General features: G+C 71.7%; 16 protein-coding genes, 1 tRNA gene and 1 pseudogene. 12 read left to right on the top strand and 6 right to left on the bottom strand.

The window, feature by feature from the left end:
- Window positions 1-195 precede the first annotated feature (195 nt).
- Window positions 196-1,485 (bottom strand): RelA/SpoT domain-containing protein, encoded by a 1,290-nt coding sequence (locus ABZS77_RS16340; RefSeq protein WP_354823234.1) that lies wholly within the window; start codon window positions 1,483-1,485, stop codon window positions 196-198.
- 447 nt (window positions 1,486-1,932) lie between these two features.
- Between ABZS77_RS16340 and ABZS77_RS16335 the strand changes: the two genes are divergently transcribed.
- Complete coding sequence (locus ABZS77_RS16335) at window positions 1,933-3,333, top strand: recombinase family protein (protein ID WP_354823232.1); 1,401 nt, start codon at window positions 1,933-1,935, stop codon at window positions 3,331-3,333.
- Between the two features lie 19 nt (window positions 3,334-3,352).
- Here ABZS77_RS16335 and ABZS77_RS16330 read toward each other — a convergent pair.
- Window positions 3,353-3,436: transfer RNA gene (locus tag ABZS77_RS16330), tRNA-Leu, on the bottom strand.
- A gap of 231 nt (window positions 3,437-3,667) precedes the next feature.
- Here ABZS77_RS16330 and ABZS77_RS16325 point away from each other — a divergent pair.
- The 8 genes and pseudogenes from ABZS77_RS16325 (at window position 3,668) to ABZS77_RS16290 (ending at window position 15,692) form a co-directional block, all read left to right on the top strand.
- On the top strand, window positions 3,668-5,965 hold the full coding sequence (locus ABZS77_RS16325; RefSeq protein ID WP_354823230.1) for a tetratricopeptide repeat protein: 2,298 nt from the start codon (window positions 3,668-3,670) through the stop codon (window positions 5,963-5,965).
- 191 nt (window positions 5,966-6,156) lie between these two features.
- Window positions 6,157-8,760, top strand: coding sequence for a fibronectin type III domain-containing protein (locus tag ABZS77_RS16320; RefSeq protein ID WP_354823344.1), 2,604 nt, complete (start codon window positions 6,157-6,159; stop codon window positions 8,758-8,760).
- A gap of 27 nt (window positions 8,761-8,787) precedes the next feature.
- Window positions 8,788-9,783 (top strand): MoxR family ATPase, encoded by a 996-nt coding sequence (locus ABZS77_RS16315; protein WP_354823228.1) that lies wholly within the window; start codon window positions 8,788-8,790, stop codon window positions 9,781-9,783.
- Window positions 9,784-9,797: 14 nt separating this feature from the next.
- Window positions 9,798-10,958 (top strand): DUF58 domain-containing protein, encoded by a 1,161-nt coding sequence (locus ABZS77_RS16310; protein ID WP_354823227.1) that lies wholly within the window; start codon window positions 9,798-9,800, stop codon window positions 10,956-10,958.
- Window positions 10,952-13,256 (top strand): annotated as a pseudogene (locus ABZS77_RS16305) (transglutaminaseTgpA domain-containing protein); the annotation flags it as partial. The gene ABZS77_RS16310 and the pseudogene ABZS77_RS16305, both read left to right, overlap by 7 nt.
- A 45-nt stretch (window positions 13,257-13,301) precedes the next feature.
- A complete protein-coding gene (locus tag ABZS77_RS16300) occupies window positions 13,302-14,114 on the top strand; it encodes an ATP-binding cassette domain-containing protein (RefSeq protein WP_354823342.1) in 813 nt (270 codons plus the stop codon).
- Window positions 14,114-14,875, top strand: a complete 762-nt coding sequence (locus ABZS77_RS16295) for an ABC transporter permease (protein WP_354823225.1) — start codon at window positions 14,114-14,116, stop codon at window positions 14,873-14,875. The genes ABZS77_RS16300 and ABZS77_RS16295 overlap by 1 nt, the downstream gene beginning before the upstream one ends.
- Window positions 14,876-14,921: 46 nt before the next feature.
- Window positions 14,922-15,692 carry a MerR family transcriptional regulator gene (locus ABZS77_RS16290; RefSeq protein ID WP_354823223.1) on the top strand — a complete coding sequence of 257 codons (771 nt, stop codon included), beginning with the start codon at window positions 14,922-14,924 and terminating at the stop codon, window positions 15,690-15,692.
- Between the two features lie 46 nt (window positions 15,693-15,738).
- Here the strand turns inward: ABZS77_RS16290 and ABZS77_RS16285 are convergent, their stop codons facing one another.
- Window positions 15,739-16,530, bottom strand: a complete 792-nt coding sequence (locus tag ABZS77_RS16285) for an SDR family oxidoreductase (protein WP_354823221.1) — start codon at window positions 16,528-16,530, stop codon at window positions 15,739-15,741.
- Window positions 16,527-17,510 carry an LLM class F420-dependent oxidoreductase gene (locus ABZS77_RS16280; RefSeq protein ID WP_354823340.1) on the bottom strand — a complete coding sequence of 328 codons (984 nt, stop codon included), beginning with the start codon at window positions 17,508-17,510 and terminating at the stop codon, window positions 16,527-16,529. The genes ABZS77_RS16285 and ABZS77_RS16280 overlap by 4 nt, the downstream gene beginning before the upstream one ends.
- A gap of 154 nt (window positions 17,511-17,664) precedes the next feature.
- Between ABZS77_RS16280 and ABZS77_RS16275 the strand changes: the two genes are divergently transcribed.
- Both ABZS77_RS16275 and ABZS77_RS16270 read left to right on the top strand, forming a co-directional pair.
- Complete coding sequence (locus tag ABZS77_RS16275; protein WP_354823219.1) at window positions 17,665-18,885, top strand: low temperature requirement protein A; 1,221 nt, start codon at window positions 17,665-17,667, stop codon at window positions 18,883-18,885.
- Window positions 18,886-18,936: 51 nt separating this feature from the next.
- A complete protein-coding gene (locus tag ABZS77_RS16270; protein ID WP_354823217.1) occupies window positions 18,937-19,800 on the top strand; it encodes a DUF1028 domain-containing protein in 864 nt (287 codons plus the stop codon).
- Between the two features lie 21 nt (window positions 19,801-19,821).
- On the opposite strand, the gene ABZS77_RS16265 is transcribed toward ABZS77_RS16270, so the two are convergent.
- Window positions 19,822-20,709 (bottom strand): phosphatase PAP2 family protein, encoded by an 888-nt coding sequence (locus tag ABZS77_RS16265; protein ID WP_354823215.1) that lies wholly within the window; start codon window positions 20,707-20,709, stop codon window positions 19,822-19,824.
- Between the two features lie 181 nt (window positions 20,710-20,890).
- On the opposite strand from ABZS77_RS16265, the gene ABZS77_RS16260 reads away from it, so the two are divergent.
- Window positions 20,891-21,517, top strand: a complete 627-nt coding sequence (locus ABZS77_RS16260; RefSeq protein ID WP_354823338.1) for a DUF3159 domain-containing protein — start codon at window positions 20,891-20,893, stop codon at window positions 21,515-21,517.
- Window positions 21,518-21,827: 310 nt separating this feature from the next.
- On the opposite strand, the gene ABZS77_RS16255 is transcribed toward ABZS77_RS16260, so the two are convergent.
- The gene (locus ABZS77_RS16255) at window positions 21,828-24,737 is read right to left on the bottom strand and encodes a glycoside hydrolase family 48 protein (protein WP_354823213.1); all 2,910 of its coding nucleotides are present in this window, start codon (window positions 24,735-24,737) and stop codon (window positions 21,828-21,830) included.
- Window positions 24,738-25,333: the final 596 nt, after the last annotated feature.

The raw sequence follows: 25,333 nt of genomic DNA, 5'->3' as shown, positions 1-25,333 counted from the left end.
ACATCAGCAACAGGCTCGCCGATATCGCTGCGGCGGGCAGCACGATGAACTGGCCTACGGGCTCTTGCCGCGGCCATTACCGACCGCATCGCCTATACCAGCCGTCGCGCGGCCAACAACTAGAACCACTATTGCCGCGACCCTGGATTCAGTACCCTGTATTGTGCAACCGACTGCTATTGTCGCCTAACCCGGCTATTCTTCCTCGCGGTAATCGGCATCACTGTTGCTGCGACGCTTGAGTCGCCGCAGGATCTCAGCGGCTACCTCCTTCAGGCGCTGCACTGAGTCGGTGACATCCATCTTGGATGGCGGCTCCAAGCCGTGCACCAGGCGGTTCCGCAACTGGCGGATCCGGTCATACTCCATCGCCATCTTAGGGGGGAGTAAGCCTGCTTCAAGCAAGTCGTGGCCCCTGGGCAGCATATATTTGCTGCGCCCGCGCATCACACCGCTGCTTCTTAACAGCTTCTCAAACTCAACCCAGTACATAAGGAACGCACCCATGTGGGTAGCGGTGTCCTCCCACCCCGCGATTGAGTTCAAAAGGGTGCCCTGCCGTCGTTCGCGCAGCCTGGCAAACAGCTCATAGCGCGATGGGTCTTCGGCAAGCATCGCGTCAATAACCTGTTGTGCCAGGGGACGGCGTTCTAGGTCGTCGTCCAGCGCCTCCAGATACGGCAGGAGCTTGTCGGGGGTGTCCAATTGCAGTCGGGTTATTAAGTCAAAGAGCAGATCAACGCGCCCGAGCCCTTCCTCGTTGACAGGCTGATCTAAACGTGACGGTACCCTGCTAAGCAGGTGTACCGCCAAGTCATAATGGTTGACAAACGTCCGGCCGCTATGTGCAACCCGACGCTCGCCTGCTTTTTGCAGCCGCTCCAGGGCGATTTCACCTGCAAGCACTAGACCGTTGAGCTGATCGAGAATAGCGAGCTCATCCTCGGACAGTTCGCCTGCGAGGGGCTTGTACACAAGATCGTGCTCCACCTCCGACCATGCGTGCATGAGCACTGATGCAACTTGAATCTCGATCTTGGCAATGGCGTAGCGCTTTTCGGTGTCGCCTAAGTCCTGTTCTTTGAGCTGCACCCGGTAATGGGTGGCAGCATATCCGCTGAAGCGTTTGTCTTTACGCGGCTCGGCATCGTCTGGAAAGTGCTTCATCTTGAACACCGCAAACAGTCTGTTCACGATCCCGTCAACCTGCTTGTGCTCGGCCGGGAAGTAAAGTGCGACGCGGATGCCAACAAGATCGACGATATCGTCAAAAATCTCGTCTACTGTTGTATAAGGATTTTGCTGCTCGCGCTTGAGGCACTTGTCGCGCAGGCGGGCAATGGACTTGGCGCGATAGGTCACCAGGGATCTAATGCCCGCAGCCTGCAGGGTGGCCTCAAGCTCCCTGGCCGCGAGGCGTCCAGCCTGGTCGTAGAAGTCGTATTCTTTGGTGTACCTAGCGATGAACTGAGATATGAGGTCCATGGTGGCGGCTCACCTGGCGTCTGGCGGGGGACTTGACGTTGTGTAGCTTAACTGTCACGCCATCGACTAGGAAGCCCGCATGGCGGCTGGTGGTAAGCCGCGCGCGGGACGATCACGGGCTGCACCAGGTAGGCCAGTTGCGAAAACAGAAGGCTCCTCGCGCTCCAGGCTGCCGTTCAGACCCCTCTGGCGTAATTTTGCTCATGGTTGGCACGCCAGACGATCACATCTTTTGGTCGGGTGGTGAGCTCGCGCACCGCCGGCTGACGTGCGCGGATAAGCCGCTAACGGCGCATCACGCATTGTCCCGGCGGTCGAGCGGATGTTCGGTATGCCAACAAAGTGCACAAACTGACTGCCACCGACGCCGGCCTGACGGTCCTTCGACCAGCGCCAGCGGACTGCTTGTCCGACTCGACTGTGAAGATCCTTCGTAGGAATATCGGCGTGTCGGATAACCAGCGTGACGATCTCGAGGATCCCCTGACTCGATGGCTCAACGGGCAGCCGCAGGCCGGCCCGCAGCTGCCTACCGAACGGCGGCGTGGTCTGCGGTTTGCGTTCTACGGTCGGATGTCGACCGTCGAGCACCAGGACCGGGTGACGTCCCGGCACTGGCAACGGGACTGCGCCACTGAGCTCGTCGCCGCTCACGGGGTGATCGTCGCCGAGTTTTTCGACGTCGGCTGCTCTCGACGCCGCGGTTGGCGGCAGCGTCCGCAGGCCGCCGCGCTGCTGGCCGCGCTCGACGATCCAGATCGCGGGTTCGACGCGATTGTGGTCGGCGAGTACGAGCGGGCGTTCTCCGCCAATCAGCTGCAGCACCTGACTCCCGTGCTCGAACAGCACGCTGTGCAGCTGTGGCTGCCCGAGACGGACGGGCCTGTCGATCACCACAACCCGACCCACCAGGCGCTGATCATGATGCTGGGCACCCAGTCGAAACGTGAGGTGCAGCGCGCCCGGTTCCGGGTCGTCACGGCGATGCGGGCCCAAGCTCGGGAGCAGGGACGGTATCTCGGAGGCCGGCCGCCCTACGGATACCGACTCACCGACGCTGGCCCTCATCCGAACGCCGCGCAGGCGCGCTGGGGTCGCCGGCTTCAACGCCTCGAACCGGATCCGGCCACGGCCGTACACGTGCGGTGGATGTTCGCTCAACGCCTGGCTGGCCAGAGCCTCGCCAGCATGGCGCGCGCCCTCAACGATGCCGGGATACCGCCCCCATCGGGCATCGATCCCGACCGCAATCCACACCGCAGTGGCGACCGGTGGACCCTACGAACAGTCGCGGCGATACTCGCCAACCCTCGCTACACGGGTCGGCAGGTCTGGAACCGGCAACCCGCGCACAACGACGCCGACGCTAGCCGCTCGGCGCGAGAACCGATCCGACGGAACCCCACCGTGGACTGGGTGGTCTCCAAGCAACAGGCCCACACCGCGCTGGTCAGCGAACAGGACTTCGTCGCCGCCCAAACCATCCGCTCCCACCGCAGCACCCACGACGGCACCACCCGCCACTACCTCTTCACCGGCCTACTGCGCTGCGGACCATGCGGCCGAAGATTGGAATCTCACTGGATCAACCAACGCCCCGGCTACCGATGCCGCCACGGCCACACCAGCACCCAACAGCCCTCTAATCACCGGCGCAAGATCCTCTACCTCAGAGAAGACCACATCATCGCGAGACTCGCCGACCATCCCCGCCTCGCCAGCGCCATCCAGAGCCCACACGACCTGGTCACGCTCCTGCGCAGCAGCAAGATCACCATCGTCTGCGACCAGGAACACTGCACACCAACCACAGAAAAATCCGCGCAGGGCACCCTGCGCGGACCATGATCGATATGTGGTAATGATGTGTCCGAGGGGGGACTTGAACCCCCACGCCCTATACGGGCACTAGCACCTCAAGCTAGCGCGTCTGCCATTCCGCCACCCGGACCTACACGTTCAGCCTACCTCGCCGACCCAGATGATCTTTGCATCGGAGGGCCGGCCCAGCGGGCCGCACGGGGAGTTACTGTACACGGCGCTCGTGGATCATGCACATCGCCATACAACCGTCTCGCCTGACCGCTCCCGCCGCTGCTCAGAGGGCCTCATCAAGCCGCCGACGCCGACCGCAGGCGTGTCCGGGTAGCGGTCGGCCGCCCTCTGCCGGCAGCATTGGCTCGTGCCCCAACCCTCTCCCCTGGCAGCCGCCCAGCACCGGGCCCTCGCCGTGCGTGCCGCGGGCGATCTGAGCACCGCCCGGCAGTTGCTGGCTGAGGCCGTCGAATCGGCGCGCCCGATGTTCGGCGAGGACCACCCGGAGATGCTGCACACCGGGCATCTGCTGGCCCGCCTGCACCGTGAGGCGGACGACCCGCTCGCGGCCCGCCGGGTGTTGGAGGAGGCGTTCGCGGCGGGTGAGCGGCGGTGGGAGCACTCGGACCCGATGCTGCTCGCCCTCGCCTTCGAGCTGGCCGAGGTGGCGGAGGAACTGGGCAACCGGCACGAGGCGCGCCGCAACTACACCCGTGTCGCCACCGCCGGGCCCGCCGCGCTCGGTGAGCATCACCCCGTCGTGCGGGCCGCCCGCGCCTACCTGGGCGACGCCGCGCCCGGCCGGCCGGCGGCGGCGAGCGGGGTCCCGGTGGAGGCGGGCGGCCAGTCGGCGCTCTCGGGCCCGACGCTCTCCCTGGCGACCTTGGCCGCGATGCGGCCGACGGCGGGCGGCACCCCGGCGTCCGCGGCACCGTGGGCTCCCCCGCAGCCGGCGGCCACGTCCGCGCCAACACCTCAGGGGGTACGCGCACCCACCGTGCCCGCCGCGCGTCCCGGCGCAACCGCACCGCCGACACCAGCACCCGTCCGGCCGACGCCCGCCTCGACGCAGCCCACCGCACCTCCGCAGACCACCACCCCCGCGTCGGCGCGGCCCACCACCCCGGCGCAGCCCACCGTCCGAGCGCACACCACCGCCCCGGCCCAGCCCACCGCGCCAGCCCAGCCCACCGCCCCGGCGCAGACCCCCGCGCCAAGCCAGCCCACCGTTGCGGCGCAGCTGCGGTCCGCCCCTGTCCCGCAGCGGCACACCGCACCCGGGCTGCCGCCACGGCAACGCGGTCCCGAAAGCGCGTCCACGCGGCCAGCGGTCGGCCCGGCAGTTCCAGACCAGGTCGGGGGCCAGCCGACGCAGCACCGGCCGTCCGGGCCGGCCGTCCCGCCACGCCCACGCGTCGGGGAACCGGCGCCCCGCCCGGCCGCCGTGGTGCCACCCAAACCGTCGACCCCGCCGGCACCCGTACCGACGGAACCGGCGCCCCGCTGGGACAACCCGACGGTCCAGGTACGGCAGATCGAACCGCTGCTCGCCGAGGAGGCCGCCCGCACTGCGGTCAGCCCGGACGGAGCGAGCACGCCCGACGGCACGAGCGGATCCGTCAGCGGAAGCGAAGCCGACCGGGCGCGGCGCGGCACCGGGCTGGCGCAGCCGACCGGCGGAGCGCCCTCCCCCACGGTCGGCACCCCGTCCGCCGTCCCGCAGCCGACGTCGGGGTCACCAGCCCACCCGGCGTCCGGTCCACCGGCGCACCCCCACCCCGTCTCCGGGCCGCCCTACCCCGCCCATCCGGTCTCCGGGCCACCGGCCCACCCCGCCTCCGCACCACCCGCACAGGCCCACCCCACCTCCGGGCCGCCGTACCGCCACCCGGTCTCCGCGCCGCCGGTGAGCGCGCCGCCCGTACCTCCGTGGGGGTTGACCGCACCGTCGTGGCGCGGCAGCGGCACCGCGTCGCAGGCGCAGTCCCCGGTGAGCGGTGAGCCGGCCGGACCAGCCGACGGGAACGTGACCCCACCTCACTTGACCGACGTGGCGATGTCCGACGCGACTGTGGTGATGTCGGCTGTCCAGCCGGTGAGCAGCGGCCCGCCCGGGGGCGACCTCCGGGCGGACGCGCCGGCCGAGCGCCACCCGTACCCCGTCCAGCAGCCGTATCCGTACCAGCCGGGGCAGTACCCGCAGGCGCACGGCGACGGGTCGACGGGCCGGAACCGGGCGACGCTGATCGGCGCGGTCGTGGCGAGCGGGGTGGCCGCGGTGGCGCTGGTGGGCCTGGGTGCGGTGGTGTTGACCCGCGACGACCCGCCGCCGGCCGGGACCGCCGTTCCCACGCCGACGGTCGCGGTGACGGCGGCCGGGCCGCCGCCGGGTGACCTGAAGTTGCGCGACGACTCGGTCACGATCACGTTGAGCTGGACGGATCCGACCGGTGGGGCGGTGCCGTTCATGGTGGCCGGCGGTCGGGCCGGGTCGGCGTTGGGCGTGATGGCCACGGTGGACCCGGGCCGGACCAGCTACACGGTCAACGGGTTGAGCCCTCGGGTGGACTACTGCTTCACGGTGTTGGCGGTCTACTCCACTGACAACTTCGCGACCTCGGGCCAGGTCTGCACGGCGCGGGAACGCTCCACCCCGCGGAGCTGACCGCCCGCGTCCGAGCTGACCTGGTCGTCCACAACGCACACGCTGGGTATCCACAGGGGTGACGGTGCGGGTTCCCCCCGCCCCGGCCGGGCCATATGATGGCAGCCGGCTCAGGGGAGGGGTTGCCGCGAGGCGCGCCACCTGCCACGACTCAGGGGAGGCAGCCGGCTGTGGCCAGCATCGACGACGCCATGCGGACCGACGCCCCCCGCTCACGGTCCCGGCTGCGCGGTGGGCTGGTGACAGTCGGCACGGTGACGGCGCTGCTGGCGGCCATGGGGTTGACCGTCCTCGGGTTGGGGGCGGCGGACAACGCGGTGGCGAACTACGACGCGAGTTCCTGGTTGTGGAGTGCGGCGCGCAGCGAGCTGGCCCGGGTCAACGGGGTCACCGCCCGGGTCGACACCCGCACCGAGGTCGCCGGTGCGCGCCGGCACCCGATGCAGGTCACCCAGACCGATCGGCTGCTCATCCTGCGTGACCTGCAGAGCGGGCAGGTCAGTTCTCTGGACCTGGCCACCCTGCAACTCACCGCGACCACACCGACCACGCCGGGCCTCGGCGTGAGTGTCGCCCTGCACGAGGACGCGGCGTTCGTCGTCGACGCCGTGCAGGGCATCGTCCGGCAGCTCGATCCGCGCTCCCTGACGCCGGTCGGCGAGCCGGTGCGCTACCCGCCGGGCATCACCGGTGGCACGTTCGACGGCGAGGGGCGACTGTGGATCGCGGTGCCCAGCGAGGGCACCGTGTCGGCGGTGAGCCCGGCGAAGCTGCCGTCCGCGCCAGCGTCGGGCCCGCCCGCCGGTGGTGGGCTCAGCCCGGAGCGGGTCGAGACGTACGACGTCGCGGAGGCCAGCCACGAGCTGGTGATCTCCACCCTGGACGACGGGGTGGCGGTGCTCGACCGTACGGCGGGCAAGCTGGTGCGGGTGCAGCGTGGTGAGGTGCACCCCACGCCGTTGACGCTCTCCGGGCCGGCGGCGCTGCCCGCGCGCACCAGTGGGCCGCGCGTCCCGGTCACCGTGACCGGGGAGCGGCGGGTGCTGGTGGTGGGTGACGGTGGGCAGGAGCGGGCGTTCACGGTCCCGGGCAGTGGTGAGCGGCTCAGCCCGGCGGTGGCGTGGGCGGACAGGTTCTACTGCGCCGACGAGGCCATCGGCACGATCTACTCCTTCGACGCGGGCGGCCAGTTGGTCGACACCATCCGTGGCCGGGCGAACGGCCCGTTGGAGCTGGAGGTCCGCGAGAACCACCTGTTCATCAACTCCCCCGACGCGGCGACCGCCCGGGTGGTGGACGACAAGCATCAGGTGCGCGAGGTCGACAAGTACGCCAACGACGTGCTCGGCGGTGACTCGCCGCCGGTTCCTCCGCCGCCGCCACCGCCGAAGAAGCCCCGGGTGGGTAAGCCGAGCGCGCCGCGCAGTGTCACCGCCGCCGCCGGCAACGCCCAGGCCCGGGTGAGCTGGCGGCCGGCCGCCGCGAACGGCGCCGAGATCATGAGGTATGTGGTGGAGGGCGCCGGCCAGCGCCTGGAGGTGGGCGCCAACCAGCGTGCGGTGGAGGTCAAGGGCCTGACCAACGGTGCGACGTACCGGTTCGCGGTGCACGCCGTCAACGCCAAGGGTGCGGGTCCCTCGCGCAGCAGCAATCCGGTGACCCCGACCGCGGCCGTGCCCGATCCGCCGGCGAGCGTCACCGCGCAGGCGCGACCCGACGGCACGGTCCTGGTGCGGTGGCCGGCGGCGAACGGGCAGGGCAACAAGATCGCGAAGTACGCGGTGACGGCCAGCTCGGCGGGTACGAACGCGCCGGCCGGTGAGTCCACGAAGACCGAGCTGGTGGTGCCCGCCGGGGAGTTGGAGTTCGGCACCCAGTACGCGTTCGCGGTGGTGGCGGTCAACAGCAAGGGGGCCGGTTCGGCGGCCTCACCGGTGAGCAACACGGTGGTGCCGTTCGCGGCCCCGGGCAAGCCGCTCGACCTGCGCGCCGGTACGGTCGCCGACCAGCCGGGCGCGGTGAGCGTGCAGTGGGCGCCTGCCGAGGCGAACGGCCGGCCGGTGACGAAGTACCTGGTGGACGTCGGTGGGCGGGTCAGCGAGGCGACGGACACCAGTGCCACGGTCACCGGGCTGGGCAACGGCCAGAACGTCGCGGTGAAGGTGAAGGCGGTCAACGAGGCGGGGGCCGGCCCGGAGGCCACCACGACGGCGCGTACGGTCGCCGAGCCGCGGGTCACGGTGACCGGCTCGTCGGCGACCGCGACCTCGGCGACCGTGACGTTCACCGTGGACGCGGGCGGCGGACGGGCCACCTGCTCGGTGAGTACGCCGGGTGAGCCGGCGAAGGCCGGGCCGTGTTCCAGCATCACGGTGCCGGGGTTGACGCCGGGCACGAAGTACACGTTCACGGTGACGGCGAGCAACGCCGCCGGTAAGGGCACGGCCGCCCGGGCGCAGCAGACGGCGCCGCTGTACGGGATCGCGACGTGCAACAACGGCCCGGACGGCGACCAGCGCACCTACTGCAACAGGGACGTCGACGGCCGCAACGGCAACGAGATCTTCAAGGTCACCCGTCAGGACAACGACCAGCAGGCCGGTTGGGCGAAGCCCGGCACCCGGCTCAAGGCGTACTGCAAGAAGTCCGGCGAGAACGTCGACTCGTGGATCTACAACAACCAGAAGCAGAGCACCTGGTGGGTGCAGGTCGAGTACAGCGGGAAGAACTACATTCCCTGGGCCTGGCTCAACCTGGAGGGCGGCGACAACATCAACGTCCTGCCCACCTGCTGAACCACCAGGCAAGGAGCACCGCCGACCGTGAACATCCACGAGCCGCTCACCCAGCCGGAGGTGCAGGGCTTCGCCGCCCTGGCCGCCCGGCTGGCCGAGAACGTCAACGCGGTGGTGCTCGGCAAGCCGCAGGTGGTGCGGCTGGCGTTGACGGCGCTGTTCGCCCAGGGGCACGTGCTGCTGGAGGACGTGCCCGGGGTCGGTAAGACGACCCTGGCGCGGGCCATCGCCGCCACCGTGAAGGGTGAGTGGCGTCGCATCCAGTTCACTCCCGACCTGCTCCCCTCGGACGTGTCCGGTGTGACGATCTTCAACCAGGCGAGCAGGGACTTCGAGTTCCACCCGGGGCCGGTCTTCGCCAACATCGTCATCGCCGACGAGATCAACCGGGCGTCGCCGAAGACCCAGTCGGCGCTGCTGGAGGTGATGGAGGAACGGACGGTCACCGTGGACGGTGTCCGGCATCCGGTGCCGTCGCCGTTCCTCGTGGTGGCCACCCAGAACCCGGTGGAGATGGACGGCACCTACCGGCTGCCCGAGGCGCAGTTGGACCGGTTCCTGGTGAAGCTCTCCGTCGGGTACCCGGACGAGGCGGTCGAGGTGGAGGTGCTGCGTGGTGCGACGGTGCGCTCCCCCGAGGCGCTCACCCCGGTCACCGACACGACCACGGTCGGGGAGATGGTCCGGATGGCCCGCCGGGTGCACATCGCCGAGCCGCTCTACGCGTACGCGGTCCGGTTGGCCGCCGCCACGCGTACCCATCCGCAGGTGCGGGTCGGCGTCAGTCCCCGGGGTGTCATCGCGTTGACCCGGGCGGCGTGCGCGTACGCGCTGATCGACGGGCGCGGCTGGATCATGCCGGAGGATCTGAAGGCGCTCGCCGAGGCGGTGTTCGCGCATCGGCTGCTGCTCACCCCGGACGCCCAGGTGCGCGGGGTGACCGCTGCGGAGGTGCTGCGCCAGGCCATCGCGTCGGTGCCGGTGCCGCTGCCGTCGGGGCAACCGGCTCCGGTGCAGGGCTGACCGGCAGCAGCGGTATGGGGATCACCGCCCGAGGGGTCGGGCTGCTCGTCGCCGCCGTCGTCCTGCTGGGTGCCGGTTTCCGGTTCGCGTACCCCGAGTTGACGCTGCTCGGGGCGGCGGCCGGCGCGGCGGTCGGCTACGCGGCGCTGGTCGCGGCCTGGCGGCCGCGGCTGACGGTGACGCGGCGGGCCGACCCGGACCGGGTGGCGCGGGGTGAGCCGGCGAGCATGACGGTGACCGTCCGCAACACCGGGCGGCTGCGGTCGGCGAACCTGCTGGCCGAGGACCGGTGCGGCAGGCGGGTCGTGCCGGTGCCGCTGCTGCGGGTGCGGCCCGGCCAGGACACCGAGGTGCGCTACGAGGTGCCGACCCAGCGTCGTGGGGTGGTGCCGGTGGGGCCGCTGCGGGTGACGCGGCGCGACCCGTTGGGTCTGGTGGCGTTGGCCCGCCCGTACGGCGGCACGACCCCGGTGTGGGTGCACCCGCGCGTCCATCCGTTGACGGCGGTGCCGACCGGTGCGGGGCGCAGCCTCGACGGTCGGGTCGACGGGGTGCCGCACGGGTCGATCACCTTCGACTCGTTGCGGGAGTACGTGGTGGGTGACGAGTTGCGCCGGGTGCACTGGCGGACCAGCGCCCGCGTCGGTGAGCTGATGGTGCGGGAGAACGTGGACACCAGCCTGCCGCGTCTGGTCGTCCTGCTGGACAACCGGGCGGTCGCGCACCCGCAGCGGGTGGACGGTGTGGCGGAGTCGTTCGAGTCGGCCTGCGAGGCGGCGGCGTCGGTCGTCACCGCCGCGCACCGCGCCGACCTGCCGGTGCTGTTGCTGCTGGTCGACCCGGAGTCGGCCGGGCGCGGGGACGGCGACGGGGTGCTCGGACCGTTGGACCGGCTCGCCGCCGTCGAGCTCTCCGGCGACGGTGACGCGCTGCGCGCGGCCACCACCCGGCTGCGCCAGGACCGGCTCGGTGACACGCTGGTCGTGCTGACCGGGCCCGGTGGCCGGGACGAGCTGGGGCACGTCGGGGCGCTGCGCGGCGCGTACCCGTCGGTGGTGGTCGGGGTGTTCGGCGCGGCCGAGCCGACGCCGCCGGGCGCGGCTGGCCTGGTGGTGGTCGACGCGGCCGACGGCGCGCAGTTCGCCGCCGAGTGGGACGGGGTACGCCGGTGGTGACGTGGCTCGCGCGGGCGTTGCGGGCGGCCGTGGTCCCCCTGGCGCTGATCGGGTTGACCGCGCTCGCCGGGGTGGTGCTCGGTCGGGTGTACGCCGGTGACCTGCTGACCCGGCTGGTCGTCGGCGCGGCGGTCGGGTCGGTGCTGGTCAGCGTGGCCGCCCGGCGGCTGCCGTCCTGGCTGGTGGCGCCGGTGTCGGTGGCCGCGATGGCCGGGTGGACGTTGCTGTCGTTGCGGCTCGCGGCGTCCGGCGCCAACCTGCCGGGCAGCCTGCTGGAGGTCAGCTCGGACGCCGCGCGCAACGGCATCCCCCGGCTGCTCACCGCGATGATCCCGGTGGAGCCCACACCGGACACGGTGCTGGTGCCGGTGGTCGCCGCCTGGCTGGCCGGGCTGGCCGGCGCGGAGGTGGCGCTGCGTACCGGTCGGGTGCTGCTGGGCTACCTGCCGGCGGCGGGGCTGTACGCCGCCGCGCTCTACGTGGTCGGCCCGAACGCGGAACCGGCGGTCGGGCCGACGCTGGCGTTCGTCGCGGTCGCGGCGGTCGGTCTGGCGGTACCGTCGGGCGCGGCGCAGCCCGGCGGCGATCCGAGCGCCGACCTGACCCCCGGGGTACGCGCGGCGGTGCGGCTGCGCCTCGCCGTCACGTCGACACTGGGGGTGGCCCTGGTGGTCGGGCTCGTGGCGCTGCTCGGCCCGGTGGTCGCCGCGCAGGTCGACGGCCGACCGGTGGATCCGCGCCGGTACGTGGAGCCGCCGCAGGTGCAGTCCCTCGACGAGAACCCGCTGATCCGGATCTCCGGTTGGGCGTTGCACCCGGAGCAGAAGCTCCTCGACGTGAGCACGCTGCCGTCGGACGGTCCGGGCGGGGATGCCACGCCGGCCGGTGACGGCAGCGACAGCCCGCGGATCCGGTTGGCGGTGCTCAGCGACTACGACGGGGTGACCTGGCGGGTCGGCGCGACGTACCGCAACGCGGGGCGGATCCTGCCGGCCACCGCGCCGGCGAGGGACGGCACGGCGCGGACCGTCCGGCAACAGATCACCGTGGCGGACCTGAGCGGTCGGCTGCTGCCCGCCGTGGCGACGCCCCGCGAGGTGAGCGGCGCGCGGGTGGCGTACGACCCGGCGACCGGGACGCTGATCCGGCCGGAGGGGCTGGCACCGGGGCTGCGCTACACGGTGACCTCGGTCCGGGAACTGCCGGACACCAACCTGCTGACCACCGCGAACGTGCCCGCCGGTGACGAGGTGGCCCGGGTGCTGCGGGTCGCCGACGGCGTACCCGACACGCTGCGGCGGCTCGCCACCCAGCTCGCCGAGGAGAACGGCGCCCCGTACGCGCGCGCGTCGGCGATCGAGCAGTTCCTGGCCGAGCACTACCGGGTGGTGGCCGACGCGCCGAGCGGGCACGCGTACCCGAATCTGGGGTTCTTCCTCTTCGGCCCCCGCAACGGCGGCGGGCAGGAGGGCACCTCGGAGCAGTTCGCGGCGGCGTTCGCGGTGCTCGGCCGGCTGAGCGGGCTGCCGACCCGGGTGGTGGTGGGCTTCCGGTCGGGCGGGCAGGGAACGGTACGGGCCGGTGACGCGTACGCCTGGCCGGAGGTGCTCTTCGACGGGCTGGGTTGGGTGCCGTTCGACCCGCTGCCCCGCCCGAACGAGGAGCCGAGGCCGGTGGAGGAGGATTTCCGGCCGACGCCGGAGGACCCTCCCCCGTCGGAGGCCCCGGCGCCGACCGTGGAGCCGACGGCGTCGCCCGAGCCGGTGGCGGCCGCCGACGGGCCGCCCGGCGGGGGCGGGGTTTCCACGCCGGTGCTGGTCGCCGGCGGCAGCGGTGGTCTGGTCCTGGTGGTGGGGGCGCTCCTGCTCGCCCTGGTGGCGATGCGCCGCTCCCTCACCCGCGGCCGGCTCGTGCGGGGCGACCCCGGTCAGCGCATCGCCGGCGCCTGGCGGGAGGTCACCGACGCGCTCCGGCTGGCCGGGCGGCCGGTCGGCGACGACCTGGCGGCCACCGAGGTGGCCGGGCGGGCGCGGCAAGCCCTGCTCGAGGCTCCCGGCGGACCGTCCGGTGCGGGTGTTCCCGAGGTCGACGAGCTGGCCGCCCTGGTCAACGAGGTGGCCTTCGCGCCCGGTGCGGCCACCGCCGCCCAGGCCGAGCGGGCCGGGGTGGTGGCCACCGCGTACGTGGACGGGTTGCGTGCCGCCCGGCCCTGGTGGCGGCGGCTGCTCTGGTCCGTGCACCCCGGCCCGCTGCGCCGGCGCTGACCCCGCAGCGGTCCGGCACCGACATTCCCGCGTCAGCGGCTTGACCTTGACGCTGCGTCAACCCTCCATGCTGGCTGCCATGAGCAACCCGCCAACAACCAGTCCGGGCCCGGAGCCCGCGATCCTCGTGCAGGGGCTGGAGAAGTCGTACAAGGAGCTGCGTGTGCTGCGCGGCGTGGACCTCACCGTGGCCCGGGGCAGCATCTTCGCCCTGCTCGGCTCGAACGGCGCCGGCAAGACCACCGTGGTGAAGATCCTGGCCACGCTGCTCAGGGCCGACGCCGGGACGGCCCGGGTCGACGGCTTCGATGTGACCACGCAGGCCGCCTCGGTACGCGAGTCGGTCAGTCTCACCGGCCAGTTCGCGGCGGTCGACGAGATCCTCACCGGGCGGGAGAACCTCGTCCTGGTGGCGCGGCTGAGGCACCTCAAGAATGCCGGCGCCATCGCGGACAACCTGCTGAGGCGCTTCTCGCTGACCGACGCGGCCGCCCGACGGGTGGCGACGTACTCCGGTGGGATGCGCCGTCGTCTGGACATCGCGATGAGCCTCATCGGGAATCCCCCGGTCATCTTCCTCGACGAGCCGACGACCGGTCTGGACCCCCAGGCGCGCCTCGAGGTGTGGCAGGCCGTCAGGGAGCTCGCCGCGGGCGGCACGACTGTGCTGCTCACGACCCAGTACCTCGACGAGGCCGAGCAGCTCGCCGACCGGATCGCGATCCTGCACGAGGGCCGGATCATCGTCGACGGCACCCTCGACGAGTTGAAGCGGCTCCTCCCGCCGGCCGAGGTCCAGTACGTCGAGAAGCAGCCGACCCTGGAGGACGTGTTCCTCACCCTCGTCGGTAGCAGAGCAGACGTCGGTAGCAGAGCAGACAAGGAACAGTGATGAACAAGCACTTCCTCGGCGACACCACCGTCCTGCTGGGTCGTTCGCTGCGGCACATCGCCCGCAGCCCCGACACCATCATCACAACCGCCGTCATGCCGATCGCCTTCATGCTGCTGTTCGTGTACGTCTTCGGCGGCGCGATCGAGACCGGCACCGACTCGTACGTTAACTACCTGCTGCCCGGCATCCTGCTGATCACGATCGCCTCGGGCATCAGCTACACCGCGTTCCGGCTCTTCCTGGACATGCAGGGTGGGATCTTCGAACGCTTCCAGTCCATGCCGATCGCCCGACCGGCCGTGCTGTGGGCGCACGTCCTGACCTCGCTGGTCGCCAACCTGATCTCGTTGGTCGTCGTCGTCCTCGTCGCCCTCGCCATGGGTTTCCGCTCGGGTGCCGGAGTGCTGGCCTGGCTCGCGGTGGCCGGCATCCTCATGCTGTTCACCCTGGCGCTGACGTGGATCGCCGTGATCCCCGGCCTCACCGCGAAGTCCGTCGACGGCGCGAGCGCGTTCTCGTACCCGCTGGTGTTCCTACCGTTCATCAGTTCGGCCTTCGTGCCCACCGACACCATGCCCGGCCCGGTACGCGCCTTCGCCGAGAACCAGCCGGTCACGTCCATCGTCAACACGATCCGGGACCTGTTCACCGAGCAGCCGGTGGGCTCCGGCGTCTGGACCGCCCTCGCCTGGTGCGTCGGGATCCTCGTCGTCGCCTATCTGTTCGCCACCGTGTCCTACCGTCGCCGGATCTCCTGAGCCGGGTCGGGTCGGATCCCGAGGTGTTGGGGGGCAGGATCAGAGCATGCTGACGATCGGTCAACTGGCCGCGTACGCGGGTGTCACGGTGCGGGCGGTGCGGCACTACCACCAGGTCGGGCTCCTGCCCGAGCCGGAACGGGACGCGTCGGGTTACCGGCGGTACGGCGCGAGGACGGTCGTCTCCCTCATCAAGATCCGTACCCTCGCCAGCGCCGGCGTTCCGCTGTCCCGGATCGCGGAGATGTTGGAGGCCGACGCGTCGACCTTCGCCGAGGCGATCCGGGGCATCGACAGCCATCTGCTCGACGAGATCGAACGGCTGGAGACCAGCCGCAAACAGATCGCGCAGCTCACCGCCGGGGACAGTCTGGCGCTCTCCCCGCAGGTGGTCTCCTACCTCGACCGGCTCCGCGACCTCGGGGTGTCGAAGCGGATGGTGGAGGCGGAGAGGGACGGGTGGATCCTGGTCGCGGCCCGCTGGCCCGATCGTCTCGTCGAGTGGATGCCGGCGAAGCTCGCGCAGCTCGACGACCCGCGGATGGTGCGGCTCTACCTGGTCCTGTCGGAGATCTTCGACAGTGACGTGACCGAGGACGGGCTGCTGGAGGAGGCCGCCGACATCATGGCGGCCCTGGCCGAGCAGGCCCACCGTTCCGGTGACGTCCTCGACGACGAGACGCAGGGCGATCTGCCTGACCTGCTGGACGCGCTCGCCGTCGAGACCGACCCGCGGGCGGAGCGAATGCGGGACCTGATGCGCGAACGGGGCTGGTCCGGTTGGACCCGGATGGAGCGGCTGGCCGACCCGCCCTAGGCAATCGGGTGCCTGGTCCGGCTCGGCCGGACCAGGCACGAGCCTGTCAGCGGGTCAGGCGGCGGACGAGCTTGCGCATGCCGGCCTGCCAGCCGTCGGGGTCTTCGGCACGGCGGCGCGCGTAGTCGGCGACCTCGGGGTGCGGCAGGATCAGGAAACGCTCCTCGGCGAGCCCGGCGACGGCCGCGTCGGCGACCTGGTCCGGGGTCAGCACCGCACCGGAAGCGGCGATCACCCGGGCGCCGAGGTGGCCGTCGCGGATCCCCTCGGCGAGCATCGGCGTGTCCACGCCCTGCGGGCAGAGCGCGCTGACCCGGATGCCCCGGTCCCGGTAGGTGATGGCGAGCCACTCGGCGAACCCCACCGAGGCGTGTTTCGTCGCGGTGTACGCGGCGTCGCCCACCGCCGTGAGCACGCCCGCCGCCGAGCAGGTGTGCAGCAGGTGCCCGCCACCACGGTCGAGCATCCCGGGCAGCACCGCCCGGGCCGAGTAGACGTGCGCGAGCACGTTGACCCGCCACGCCCGGTCCCAGCCGACGTCGTCGACCTCCACTCCCCCGCCGGTGGTCACACCCGCGTTGGCGCAGAACAGGTCGATGCGGCCGTAGCGCTCCTCGGTGTCGGCGACCAGGTCGCGGACCTGCTCCTCGTCGGTGACGTCGAGGGCGATGGGGTGCGCGACCGGGCCGATGCCCTCGGCCACCGCGTCCGCCGCGTCGGCGTCCAGGTCGGCGATCACCACGGCGGCGGCGCCCTCGGCGGCGAAGCGGCGGGACAGGGCCGCTCCGATGCCACCGGCGCCGCCGGTGACCACCACGATCCGGTCGGTGAGGTTCACGCGGATGCTCCCGCCGTGTCCGTGCCCAGCTGGGCGATGAGGGTGAGCAGCGCCGTCGCGCCGCCGGCGGTCACCTCAGGAGTGGGCAGCAGCGCGATCACCGGTACGTCCACGCCGGCGTCGGCGTAGCGGCGCACCTGGGCACGACACCGGTCCGGAGTGCCGTGCAGCACCAACGCGTCGACCACCTCGTCCGGTACCGAAGCGCTGGCTCCGCGCCGGTCACCGGCGGCCCACGCCTGCCACATCGGCGCCAGCACCTCGTCGCGGCCCAGCCAGCGGTGGAACTCGGCGTACGCGGGGACGGTGAGGTAGCTGGTGATCAGCCGGCGGCCCAGCGCGCGGGCGTACGTGGCGTCCTCGGTGGGGCACACGAAGATCCGGGCGGCCACCTCGAAGCCGGCGCGGCGCTCACCCAGCTCGCCGAGGGCACGTGGCACGTCGTCGGCGCTGAGCCAGTTGAGGATGACCCCGTCGGCCTCGGCGCCGGCCAGCCGGAGCATCCCGGGACGCAGCGCGGCGAGCACGATCGGCGGCGGCACGGCGGGCGGCCGTTCGAGGGTGAACCGCCGCACGGTGAAGGTGTCGTAGACCTCGTCGACGGTTTCGCCGCGCAGCGCGGCGCGCAGGAAGCGCAGGACGTCCCGGGTACGCCGGAACGGCTCGTCGAAGCGCAGCGCGTTCCAGTCCCGGACGAGCACCGGCGAGGACGCGCCGATGCCCAGCGCGAACCGGCCCGGGGCGGCCTCGGCAAGCGCCGCCGCGCTCATCGCCAGCAGCCCGGGGCCACGGGTGAAGACCGGGGTGATGGCGGTGCCCAACCGCAGCCGGGGTTGCCAGGCGGCGGCGAGCGCCAGCGGGGTGAACGCGTCCGCCCCGGCGACCTCGGACGACCACACGTCGGTGAACCCGGCCCGGTCGAGGGCGGCGTACGCCGCCTCATGGTCGCTCAGCGGGATCCCGCCCAACGGCACGGTCATGCCCCATCGATTCGTCACCGATCGATCGTGCCCGTTGACGGGGTACCCGAGCAAGATCTTCGTACTGGGCAGAATCGCCGGTTTCCGGCTGTCGCGCCGGCGAAGGGTGCTACGACTTCGACGTGGAACGGACCACCGGCGCAGGCCGCTGAGCATGGGTTCCAGGGCGGCGGGCCGCCTGGAGCCGGTCCCGGCGGCGGCTGCGCCCGGCCGGGCCACCTTCCTGGAGCTCTTCTTCGACCTGGCGTACGTCTTCGCGCTCACCCGGATCTCCGCGCGGGCGTTCGAGGACCTGACCAGCGCGCCGGCCCGTGAGCACAGTTGGGCGGCGGTCACCGGAGGCGGCAAGACGCTGCTGTTGCTGCTGGCGCTCTGGTCCGTCTGGCAGGGCACGGCGTGGACGACAAGCAGGTACGACCCGTACAAGATCCCGCTCCAGACGGTCGTCCTGACCGCGCTGGTGTGCGGGATGGTGATGGGGGTGGCGATCCCGCGGGCGTTCAGCCAGGCCGGCCTGATGTTCGCGTTGGCGTACGTGGTGGCGCAGGTGTCCCGGCCGGTGATCCTGTCGTTGGCGCTGGGCCCGCACCCGTACCGCCGGTTGAAGGTCCGCATGGCGGTGATCTTCGCCCTCACCGGGGTGTTGTGGATCGGTGGGGCGATGTTGCCGACCAACCCGCAGGTGGTGCTCTGGGCGGCGGCGCTTGCCATCGAGTATCTGGCCGCCCGGTGCGGTTGGCCGGTGCCGGGGCTGGGCAGGTCGACGATCTCGAAGTGGGAGATCGCCGGGGAGCATCTGGCCGAGCGGTACCAGCAGTTCTTCCTCGTCGCGCTGGGTGAGACGATCCTGGTGGCCGGCTTCGCGTACAGCAGGGGGGCCTACGGGTCGCGGCACGGGTGGGCGTTCGCGCTGGCCCTGGCGACGTCGATCCTGCTGTGGCGGATCTACGTCCAGCGCGCCGGTCGGATCCTGGGCGAGGCGGTGACGAAGGCCCGCCACCCGGCCACCATCGGCCGCTCGGCCGCCGACACCCACCTGGTCATGGTGGTCGGCCTCTCCGCCACCGCGATCGGCTACGAGCTGCTCATCGAGCATCCGGCGGAACGGTTCCCACCGGCGTGGCTGGCCGTGGTGCTCGGTGGGCCGGCGCTGTTCCTGGCCGGTCGCGCCCGCTTCGAGTACGAGGTGTTCGGCCGGGTCTCCCCGTCGCGGTGGATCGCCGTGCTGGTGCTGGCGGCGGCGGCCGTACCGCTGCTGCGTCTGCCCGGCCTGGCCGCCGCCGCCGTGGCGGCGCTGGCACTCGGCGCCGTCGCGGTCGCCGACGCCCGCAGGGCGCGCGGGGCACCGCCGGAGCCCGCCGCGCCACCGTTCTGACCCATCCGCGCAGGTCGATTCGATGCCGGCCGGGCCAGCTAGTCTCGGCGGGTGACCTTCTCCCTCGTCGCACGCTCCGCCGACGGCCGCCTGCACGGTGTCGTCGTGGCCAGCAAGTTCCTCGCCGCCGGTGCGCTGGTGCCCGCGGCGGAGGCCGAGGTCGGCGCGCTCGCCGCCCAGGCGCACGTCAACCTGGCCTACCGTCCCCAGGGTCTGACGCTGCTGCGCACCGGGGTGGCCGCCGAGGACGTGGTGGCCGGCCTGACCGCCGCCGACCCCGAACGGGAGCACCGCCAGCTCGGGGTGGTGGCCGCCACCGGTCCGGGCGCGAGTTGGACCGGGTCGGCCTGCCACCCGTGGGCCGGCGGGCGGACCGGCGACGGCTGGGCCGCGCAGGGCAACATCCTCGCCGGCCCCGAGGTGGTCGACGCGTTGGCCGACGCGTGGCTGGCCGGGTCGACGCTGCCGTTCGCCGAGCGGCTGGTCGCCGCGCTACGCGCCGGCGACGAGGCCGGCGGGGACCGGCGCGGCCGGCAGAGCGCCGGGCTGCTGGTGGTCGAGCGCGGCGGCGGGTACGGCGGCGGCAGCGACGTCCTCGTCGACCTGCGGGTGGACGACCACCCCGACCCGGTCACCGAGCTGGGTCGACTGCTGGCCGTGCACACCATGCTGTTCAGCCGGCCCGACCCGGCCACCCTGCTCGACCTGAGTGGCGCGGTCGCCGACGAGGTGGCGGCTCTGCTCAGCGCGCTCGGCCACCCGGTGACCGGCGACGGGCCCGAGGGGGCGCTGAATTCCTGGGCGGGGCTGGAGAACCTGGAGGAGCGTCTGGTGCCGGGGCGGATCGACCCGGTGGTGTTGACGCACCTGCGCCGCGTCGCCCCGCACGTTCCCGCACCCCGCTCCGCGAGCTGACCCCGCGCCCCGGTCGAGGGTTCAGCCCTTGACCCGGGGGACGAGTCGGTGCACGACGGTCAGCACCAGCGCCATCACCACCGCCATCGTGCCGGCGATGCCGGCGGCGCTGCCCGCGTACCCGACGAAGAGCGGACGACGGCTCAGCTCGCCCGGCCCGGTGCCGCGCAGGTCGACGAGCCAGGACAGCGCCAGCCCGCTGGCGATCAGGGCGAGGACGCCGGCAACGCCGAGCACCAGCGCCGCGACCCGGTGCGCGTCGCCGGGGGCCACCTCGGCCTGTTCCCGTTGGGTGATCAGCAGGAGCAGCCCGCCCAGCGCCGCCCACACACCCACCACCAGGTACGCGGCGACCGCGTCGCTGGGTCGGTGCCAGCCGGCGGAGAGGGTGGCCACCCCGGCGAGGGCGGCGTAGCCGGCGCCCAGGAAGGCGCCGACCGCGCGTACCTTGCGGGGGAGCACGAGCACCAGCGCGACCGCCACCGACGCGGCGACCGCCGTGTGTCCGCTGGGCAGACTGTTGCCGACGGCAGCGCGCTCCGGGTCGACGCCGTAGTCCGGCCGGCTCAGCCCGTACTTGAGCAGCTGGGTGGAGACGTTCGCGCCGGCGATCAGCAGCGTCGCGGTGATGGCCAGCGCGATCCGGCCCCGGATGAGCGCGATGAAGCCGATCACGGCGGTGGCGGCCAGCAGGGACACCACCGACATCGCGTTGAGGATCCGGTCGACCGGACCGTCGATGCGGTCCTGCCCGATCCGGTTGCCGGTCAGGGCGACGGTGTCCACCCACTGGCCGATCTCGGTGTGCACGGCCACCCGCCAGACGGCGAGGAAGGCGGCCGCCTGGACGAGGGCCAGTACGACCAACCAGACCGCAGTCCAACCCCGTGCCGTCGCGCGCATCCGCACACCGTAGCGGCCTGGGTCGGTCGGCCGGGCGGTGGGCCGCCGCCTGTCGATGGTTAGGTGGTACGGAGGCGAGGAGGTGGCGGTGGGCGACACACCTGAGCGCGACGTCGGCCGGGTCGGGCACGACGATCGGCAGCCGGTCGGTGGCGAGCCGGGTGGCGGTCCGGCGCGGGTCGAGTCGCTGGCGGACCTGCTGGGCGGCCGGGGCGGGGCCGTCGACGCCACGCTGCCGCCGGTGGCGTTCGCCGTGGGTTGGCTGCTCGGCGGCGAGTCGTTGTGGGCCGGGGTGGGCGCGGCGCTGGGCGTCGGCGCGGTCGTGGCCGTCGTACGCCTGCGTCGGGGCGGCAGGCCGCGCTCGGTACTGATCGGACTCCTGGCGGTCTGCGTCGCGGCGTTGGTCGCCGTGCGGACCGGCCGGGCGGAGAACTTCTTTGTCATCCAGTTGCTCTCCAACGCCGCGAGCGCGCTGGTGTGGACGGTGAGCATCGTGGTGCGCTGGCCGCTGCTCGGGGTGCTGGTCGGCGCGGCGCTGGGTCAGCGGACCCGCTGGCGGCGCGACCCGGTGCTGCTGCGCGGGTACGGCCGGGCGAGTTGGGTGTGGACGGCGACGTACGCGTTACGGGTGGCGGTGTTCGTGCCGCTGTACCTGGGCGGGCAGGTCCTCGGGCTGGTAGTGGCGCGGGTGGCGTTGACGTGGCCGCTGGTCGCGGCGGCGCTCGCGGTGAGCTGGGTGGTGCTGCGCCGGTCGCTGCCGGCCGGGCATCCGGGGCTGCGTCATCCGGTCACTGGGGACCCTGCCGAAGGGTGAGCCGGGCGCCGGTCCGGGGGCATAAAAGTGGAGAGGCCGCCACGGGGGGAGCGGCCTCTCCGGTGACGTACGTTACTCCGTCACAGTCGTTGGTGTGATCCCGCCAGGGCCCGAATTTCTGGGCTTTTTCGCGGCTTCCTCCAGTCCGGGCGGGTGGGGCGGGCCGACCGCTCCGCTGCGTTGTCCGGATGGCCGGCCCACCCCGGCCTGACCGTGGGTGTCAGGCCGTCCGCCGGCCGGGTCCCGTCGTTCCCCCGGACCCGGCCGAACCCCCGGGGTGGGCGGGGGCGCCGCCCACCCCGGGTCGTTGTCAGCCGTTCGGGAACAGGTTGCCGTAGTCGGCGTACGCCATGGCGACGTCGGCCTGCGCCCAGAAGCGGTGGTAGTTGAAGGTGGGTTCCGGGCCGCCGTTCAGGTACGCCTGCACCTTGGGCCAGTCCGGGTCGTTCTTGTAGAAGGAACGGATGTCCAGGAAGCTCTTGCCCGCGGCGATGGCGTCGCCGTTGGGCATCTTCCCGGTCCAGCCCGGCGGGACGTAGAGGCCCTGCCCGGTGGACGCGTCGTAGGTGTCGTCGAAGCGCCGGTAGTCACCCCGCGACTCGGTGGTGGAGACACCCTTGGCGTCACTGGCGGCGGACAGCGCGTCGAGCAGACCCTTCGCGGTGTCCTTGGCAGCCGTGTTGCCCGACTTGGCCGCGTACGCGATCAGGGTGCGGGCGTAGGCGGCGGTGACGCCGACGTCCTGGCCCTTGACCGTGACCTCGACGTGCAGGTTGGTGTTGGGCTGCGGGCTGCTCGGGTTCCAGGTGGTCGGCTGGCCGGTCCACTTCATGTCCGAGGGGATCGACCAGTTGGCGCCGAGGGTGGTGTTCGCGATCGCCCAGGGCACCCACTTGTCCAGCAGCGCCTTGGCCTTCGCGTTGCCGGTCTGGAGGTACAGCTCGGCGATCCGCTGCATCGACCACGCCTGCATGCCGAACCACTGGTTCGACGGCGGGTCGTTGTAGACCGGGTCGACGTCGTAGAACATGCCGTAGAAGGTGCTGGTGCCGGCCGGCGGCTGGGCGTAGCTGCCGTCCCAGCTGTTGGTGGCGCCACCGGCGATGCCGCCCTCGGCGGACTGGAGCCAGGTGTAGAACTCCAGCTGCCGCTCGAAGCTCTTGGTCCAGTCGGCGACGGCGGTCGCGGACTGCGGCTTGAGTTCCGGGGTGTTGGTCAGCGCCCAGGCCGCGAACGGGTTCTGGTAGCCGAAGTGGTTGTGGCTGGAGCCGATCCGCCAGGACCAGTTCTGGCTGGCGTCGTACGCGCCACCCCAGGCGTAGTACCAGGACAGCAGGTAGTGCGCCGAGTCCTTGCCACTGCCGGCGGGGCAGGTGCTGGCCCCGACACAGTTGCCGATCTTCTTGAAGTACTTGTCGAACATCGCGTACCGCAGGTAGTCGCCCATCTTGGCGGCCTTGGTGATGGTGGCCGCGACGTCGGCCTGCTTGCCCTGGGCCTTGGCCCAGGTCAGCGCCCAGTAGGCGGCCTGCACGGCGCGGGCGTCGGCGTCCGGGGCGTTGGTGTACTTCCACTGCTTGGCGGGGGCGCCGGTGTCCTTGACGAACAGGTCGAGGTAGCCGTACTGACCGCCGTGCTTGAAGGTGTCACAGGACGGCTGCGGGACGGTCTCCCACACCGACTCCTGCGTGCCCCGCTGGAAGGTGTTGATGTACGCGGGCTTGGTGGTGCCGTCACCGCAGCGGCCGAAGCCGTAGGTGTTGTCGACGTCCATCAGCCAGTGCATGCCGTAGATGTCGCCGGTGCCGTAGGTGGACTGGAGCTCCGAGCGCAGCGGGTCCTGTCCGACCGGGATGTTGGGGTTCAGCGCCGAGGGGTACTGGCTGGGCAGGTTGTACTCCGCGGCGTACTGCGGGGTGCCGGCGGATCCGGCGGTCGGCTGGTCGGCGTGCGTCGGGATGATGTACTTCTCCATCACCGTCCAGGCGTTGTTGAACGGGGCCCAGTTCTGGGTGACCCGTCCGTAGTAGGCCTCCAGCCACAGCCAGAAGCTGAACGCCTCGGAGGTCGTCTCGTGGCCGTGGTCGGGCGCCTCGACGATCAGCGTCTCGACCGAGTGGTAGGGCACGCCCTCGGGGCTGAAGTAGCCCGAGTTCTTGATCTTGCCGTACTGGTCGAGGAACTTCTTGATGTAGGCGTTGTCCCCGCCGCCCGGTGTGTCGTTGTCGATCTCGGTGGCGGCGACCGCCAGCGAGGCCAGGCCGGTGGCGGCGGCGGTGATGGTGGCGGCGCCACCGGCGGTGTCGGTGTCCTCCGCCGCGGCGACCGTGACGGTGACCCCGGTGTTCCAGTTGCTGGGCGTCAGCGTGACGGTGGCCGGCGAGACCGTGATGTCGGCGTCGCCGGTGCGGGTGAGGGTGACCGGCACGTTCGCCGTCGGAGCGGCGCTGAGCTTGAGGTTGAAGGTGGAGGTGCCACCCTCGCTCACGCTCACCGCGGACGGGGTGGCGACGAGCGTCGGGCCGGTGGCGGCGCCGACGGTGAACGCCTTCTCGTCGACCCCGATGCCGTTGGCGTTGTCGTACGCCTTGGCCTGCACGGTGTAGTTGCCCGCCGGCAGGTCCTCCTGCGTGTAGGCGTACGGCGCGGAGGTGTCGGTGTTGATCAGCAGGCCGTTGCGGTAGAACTCGACCTTGCTGATCGTCCCGTCCGGGTCGCTCGCGGTGGCGGTCAGCGGCACGTCGGCGGGCGCGGTGAACGGCCCGGACGGCACGCCGAGGGAGACCGTCGGCGGCTGGTTGGCGGCGGTGCCGTTGCAGGTGGTCCCGTTGAGGGTGAACGAGGTGGGCTTCGGGTTGCTGCCCGTGTGGGAGCCGTTGAAGCCGATGGTGGTGGACGCCCCGGTGCCGAGGTTGCCGTTGTACGACTCGTTGGTCGCGGTGACCTCGCTGCCGGTCTGGCTGAACCTGGCAGACCAGCCCTGGGTGACCCGCTGGCCGCTGTTCGGGAAGGTCCACTTGAGGGTCCAGTTGCTGACCGCGTCGCCCAGGTTCTTGATTGTGACGTTCGCGGTGAAGCCGTTGTTCCAGTCGTTGGTCGCGTAGACCACGTCGCAGGCGGGTGCGGCCTGCGCGGCGCCGGCGGGCAGGGTCACCCCGCCGACGGCGAGCGCGACGGCGGCGATGATCGCCACGCGGCGGCGTCGTGCCAGTTGTCTCATGTGCGCGGTGTCTCCTCGGGCCAGGCCGGGATGGTCCCGGCGGGGCGCCTGCCCGCGATGGTGGTGGTGCGCGGGGGTTTCGAGGCGCCGGGAAGGTGGTCTCCCCCGGGCCCGGCCGGGGTACGGCGGTGCGAGTCGCACGGGAGGGCGTCCCGTCGGCCGCGTTCGGGGTGCCGTGACCGGAAGTCGTGCTGCCGGCTGCCCTCGGCGGACCCGCGCTCACGCGATGTGGCTCCTGTCGCGTCGAATCGACAGTGTGCCATGGAAGCGCTCCCACGACAAGCGCACAGCGGATCGAATCAGCTCCGTGTTTCGATCTCGTTTTGGGTCTTTCACAAAGGCGTGACGGGCGTTACAGTCGCAACATCGGTCGATGGGAGCGCTTCCATCGACAAGGTTCCAACTAGAAGATCGCCGGGATCGTCTCTGGACGGCCCCGGGGAACCAACCCGAAGGCCGACGGCGGGCCAGCCCGGACGCCGCCGTCAGCCATCGTCCCGCCACACGGAGGGAGGTGGAACCAGAGCCACTCGCGTGGCCCGGCTCCCGCGCGACACGCACGGCAGGACCCAAATTCCGCCCGTGTGTGTGCAGTT

The sequence above is a fragment of the Micromonospora sp. NPDC005298 genome (assembly GCF_040607375.1).
GTDB lineage: Bacteria > Actinomycetota > Actinomycetes > Mycobacteriales > Micromonosporaceae > Micromonospora.
This window is presented reverse-complemented; position numbering and strand designations above follow the sequence as displayed.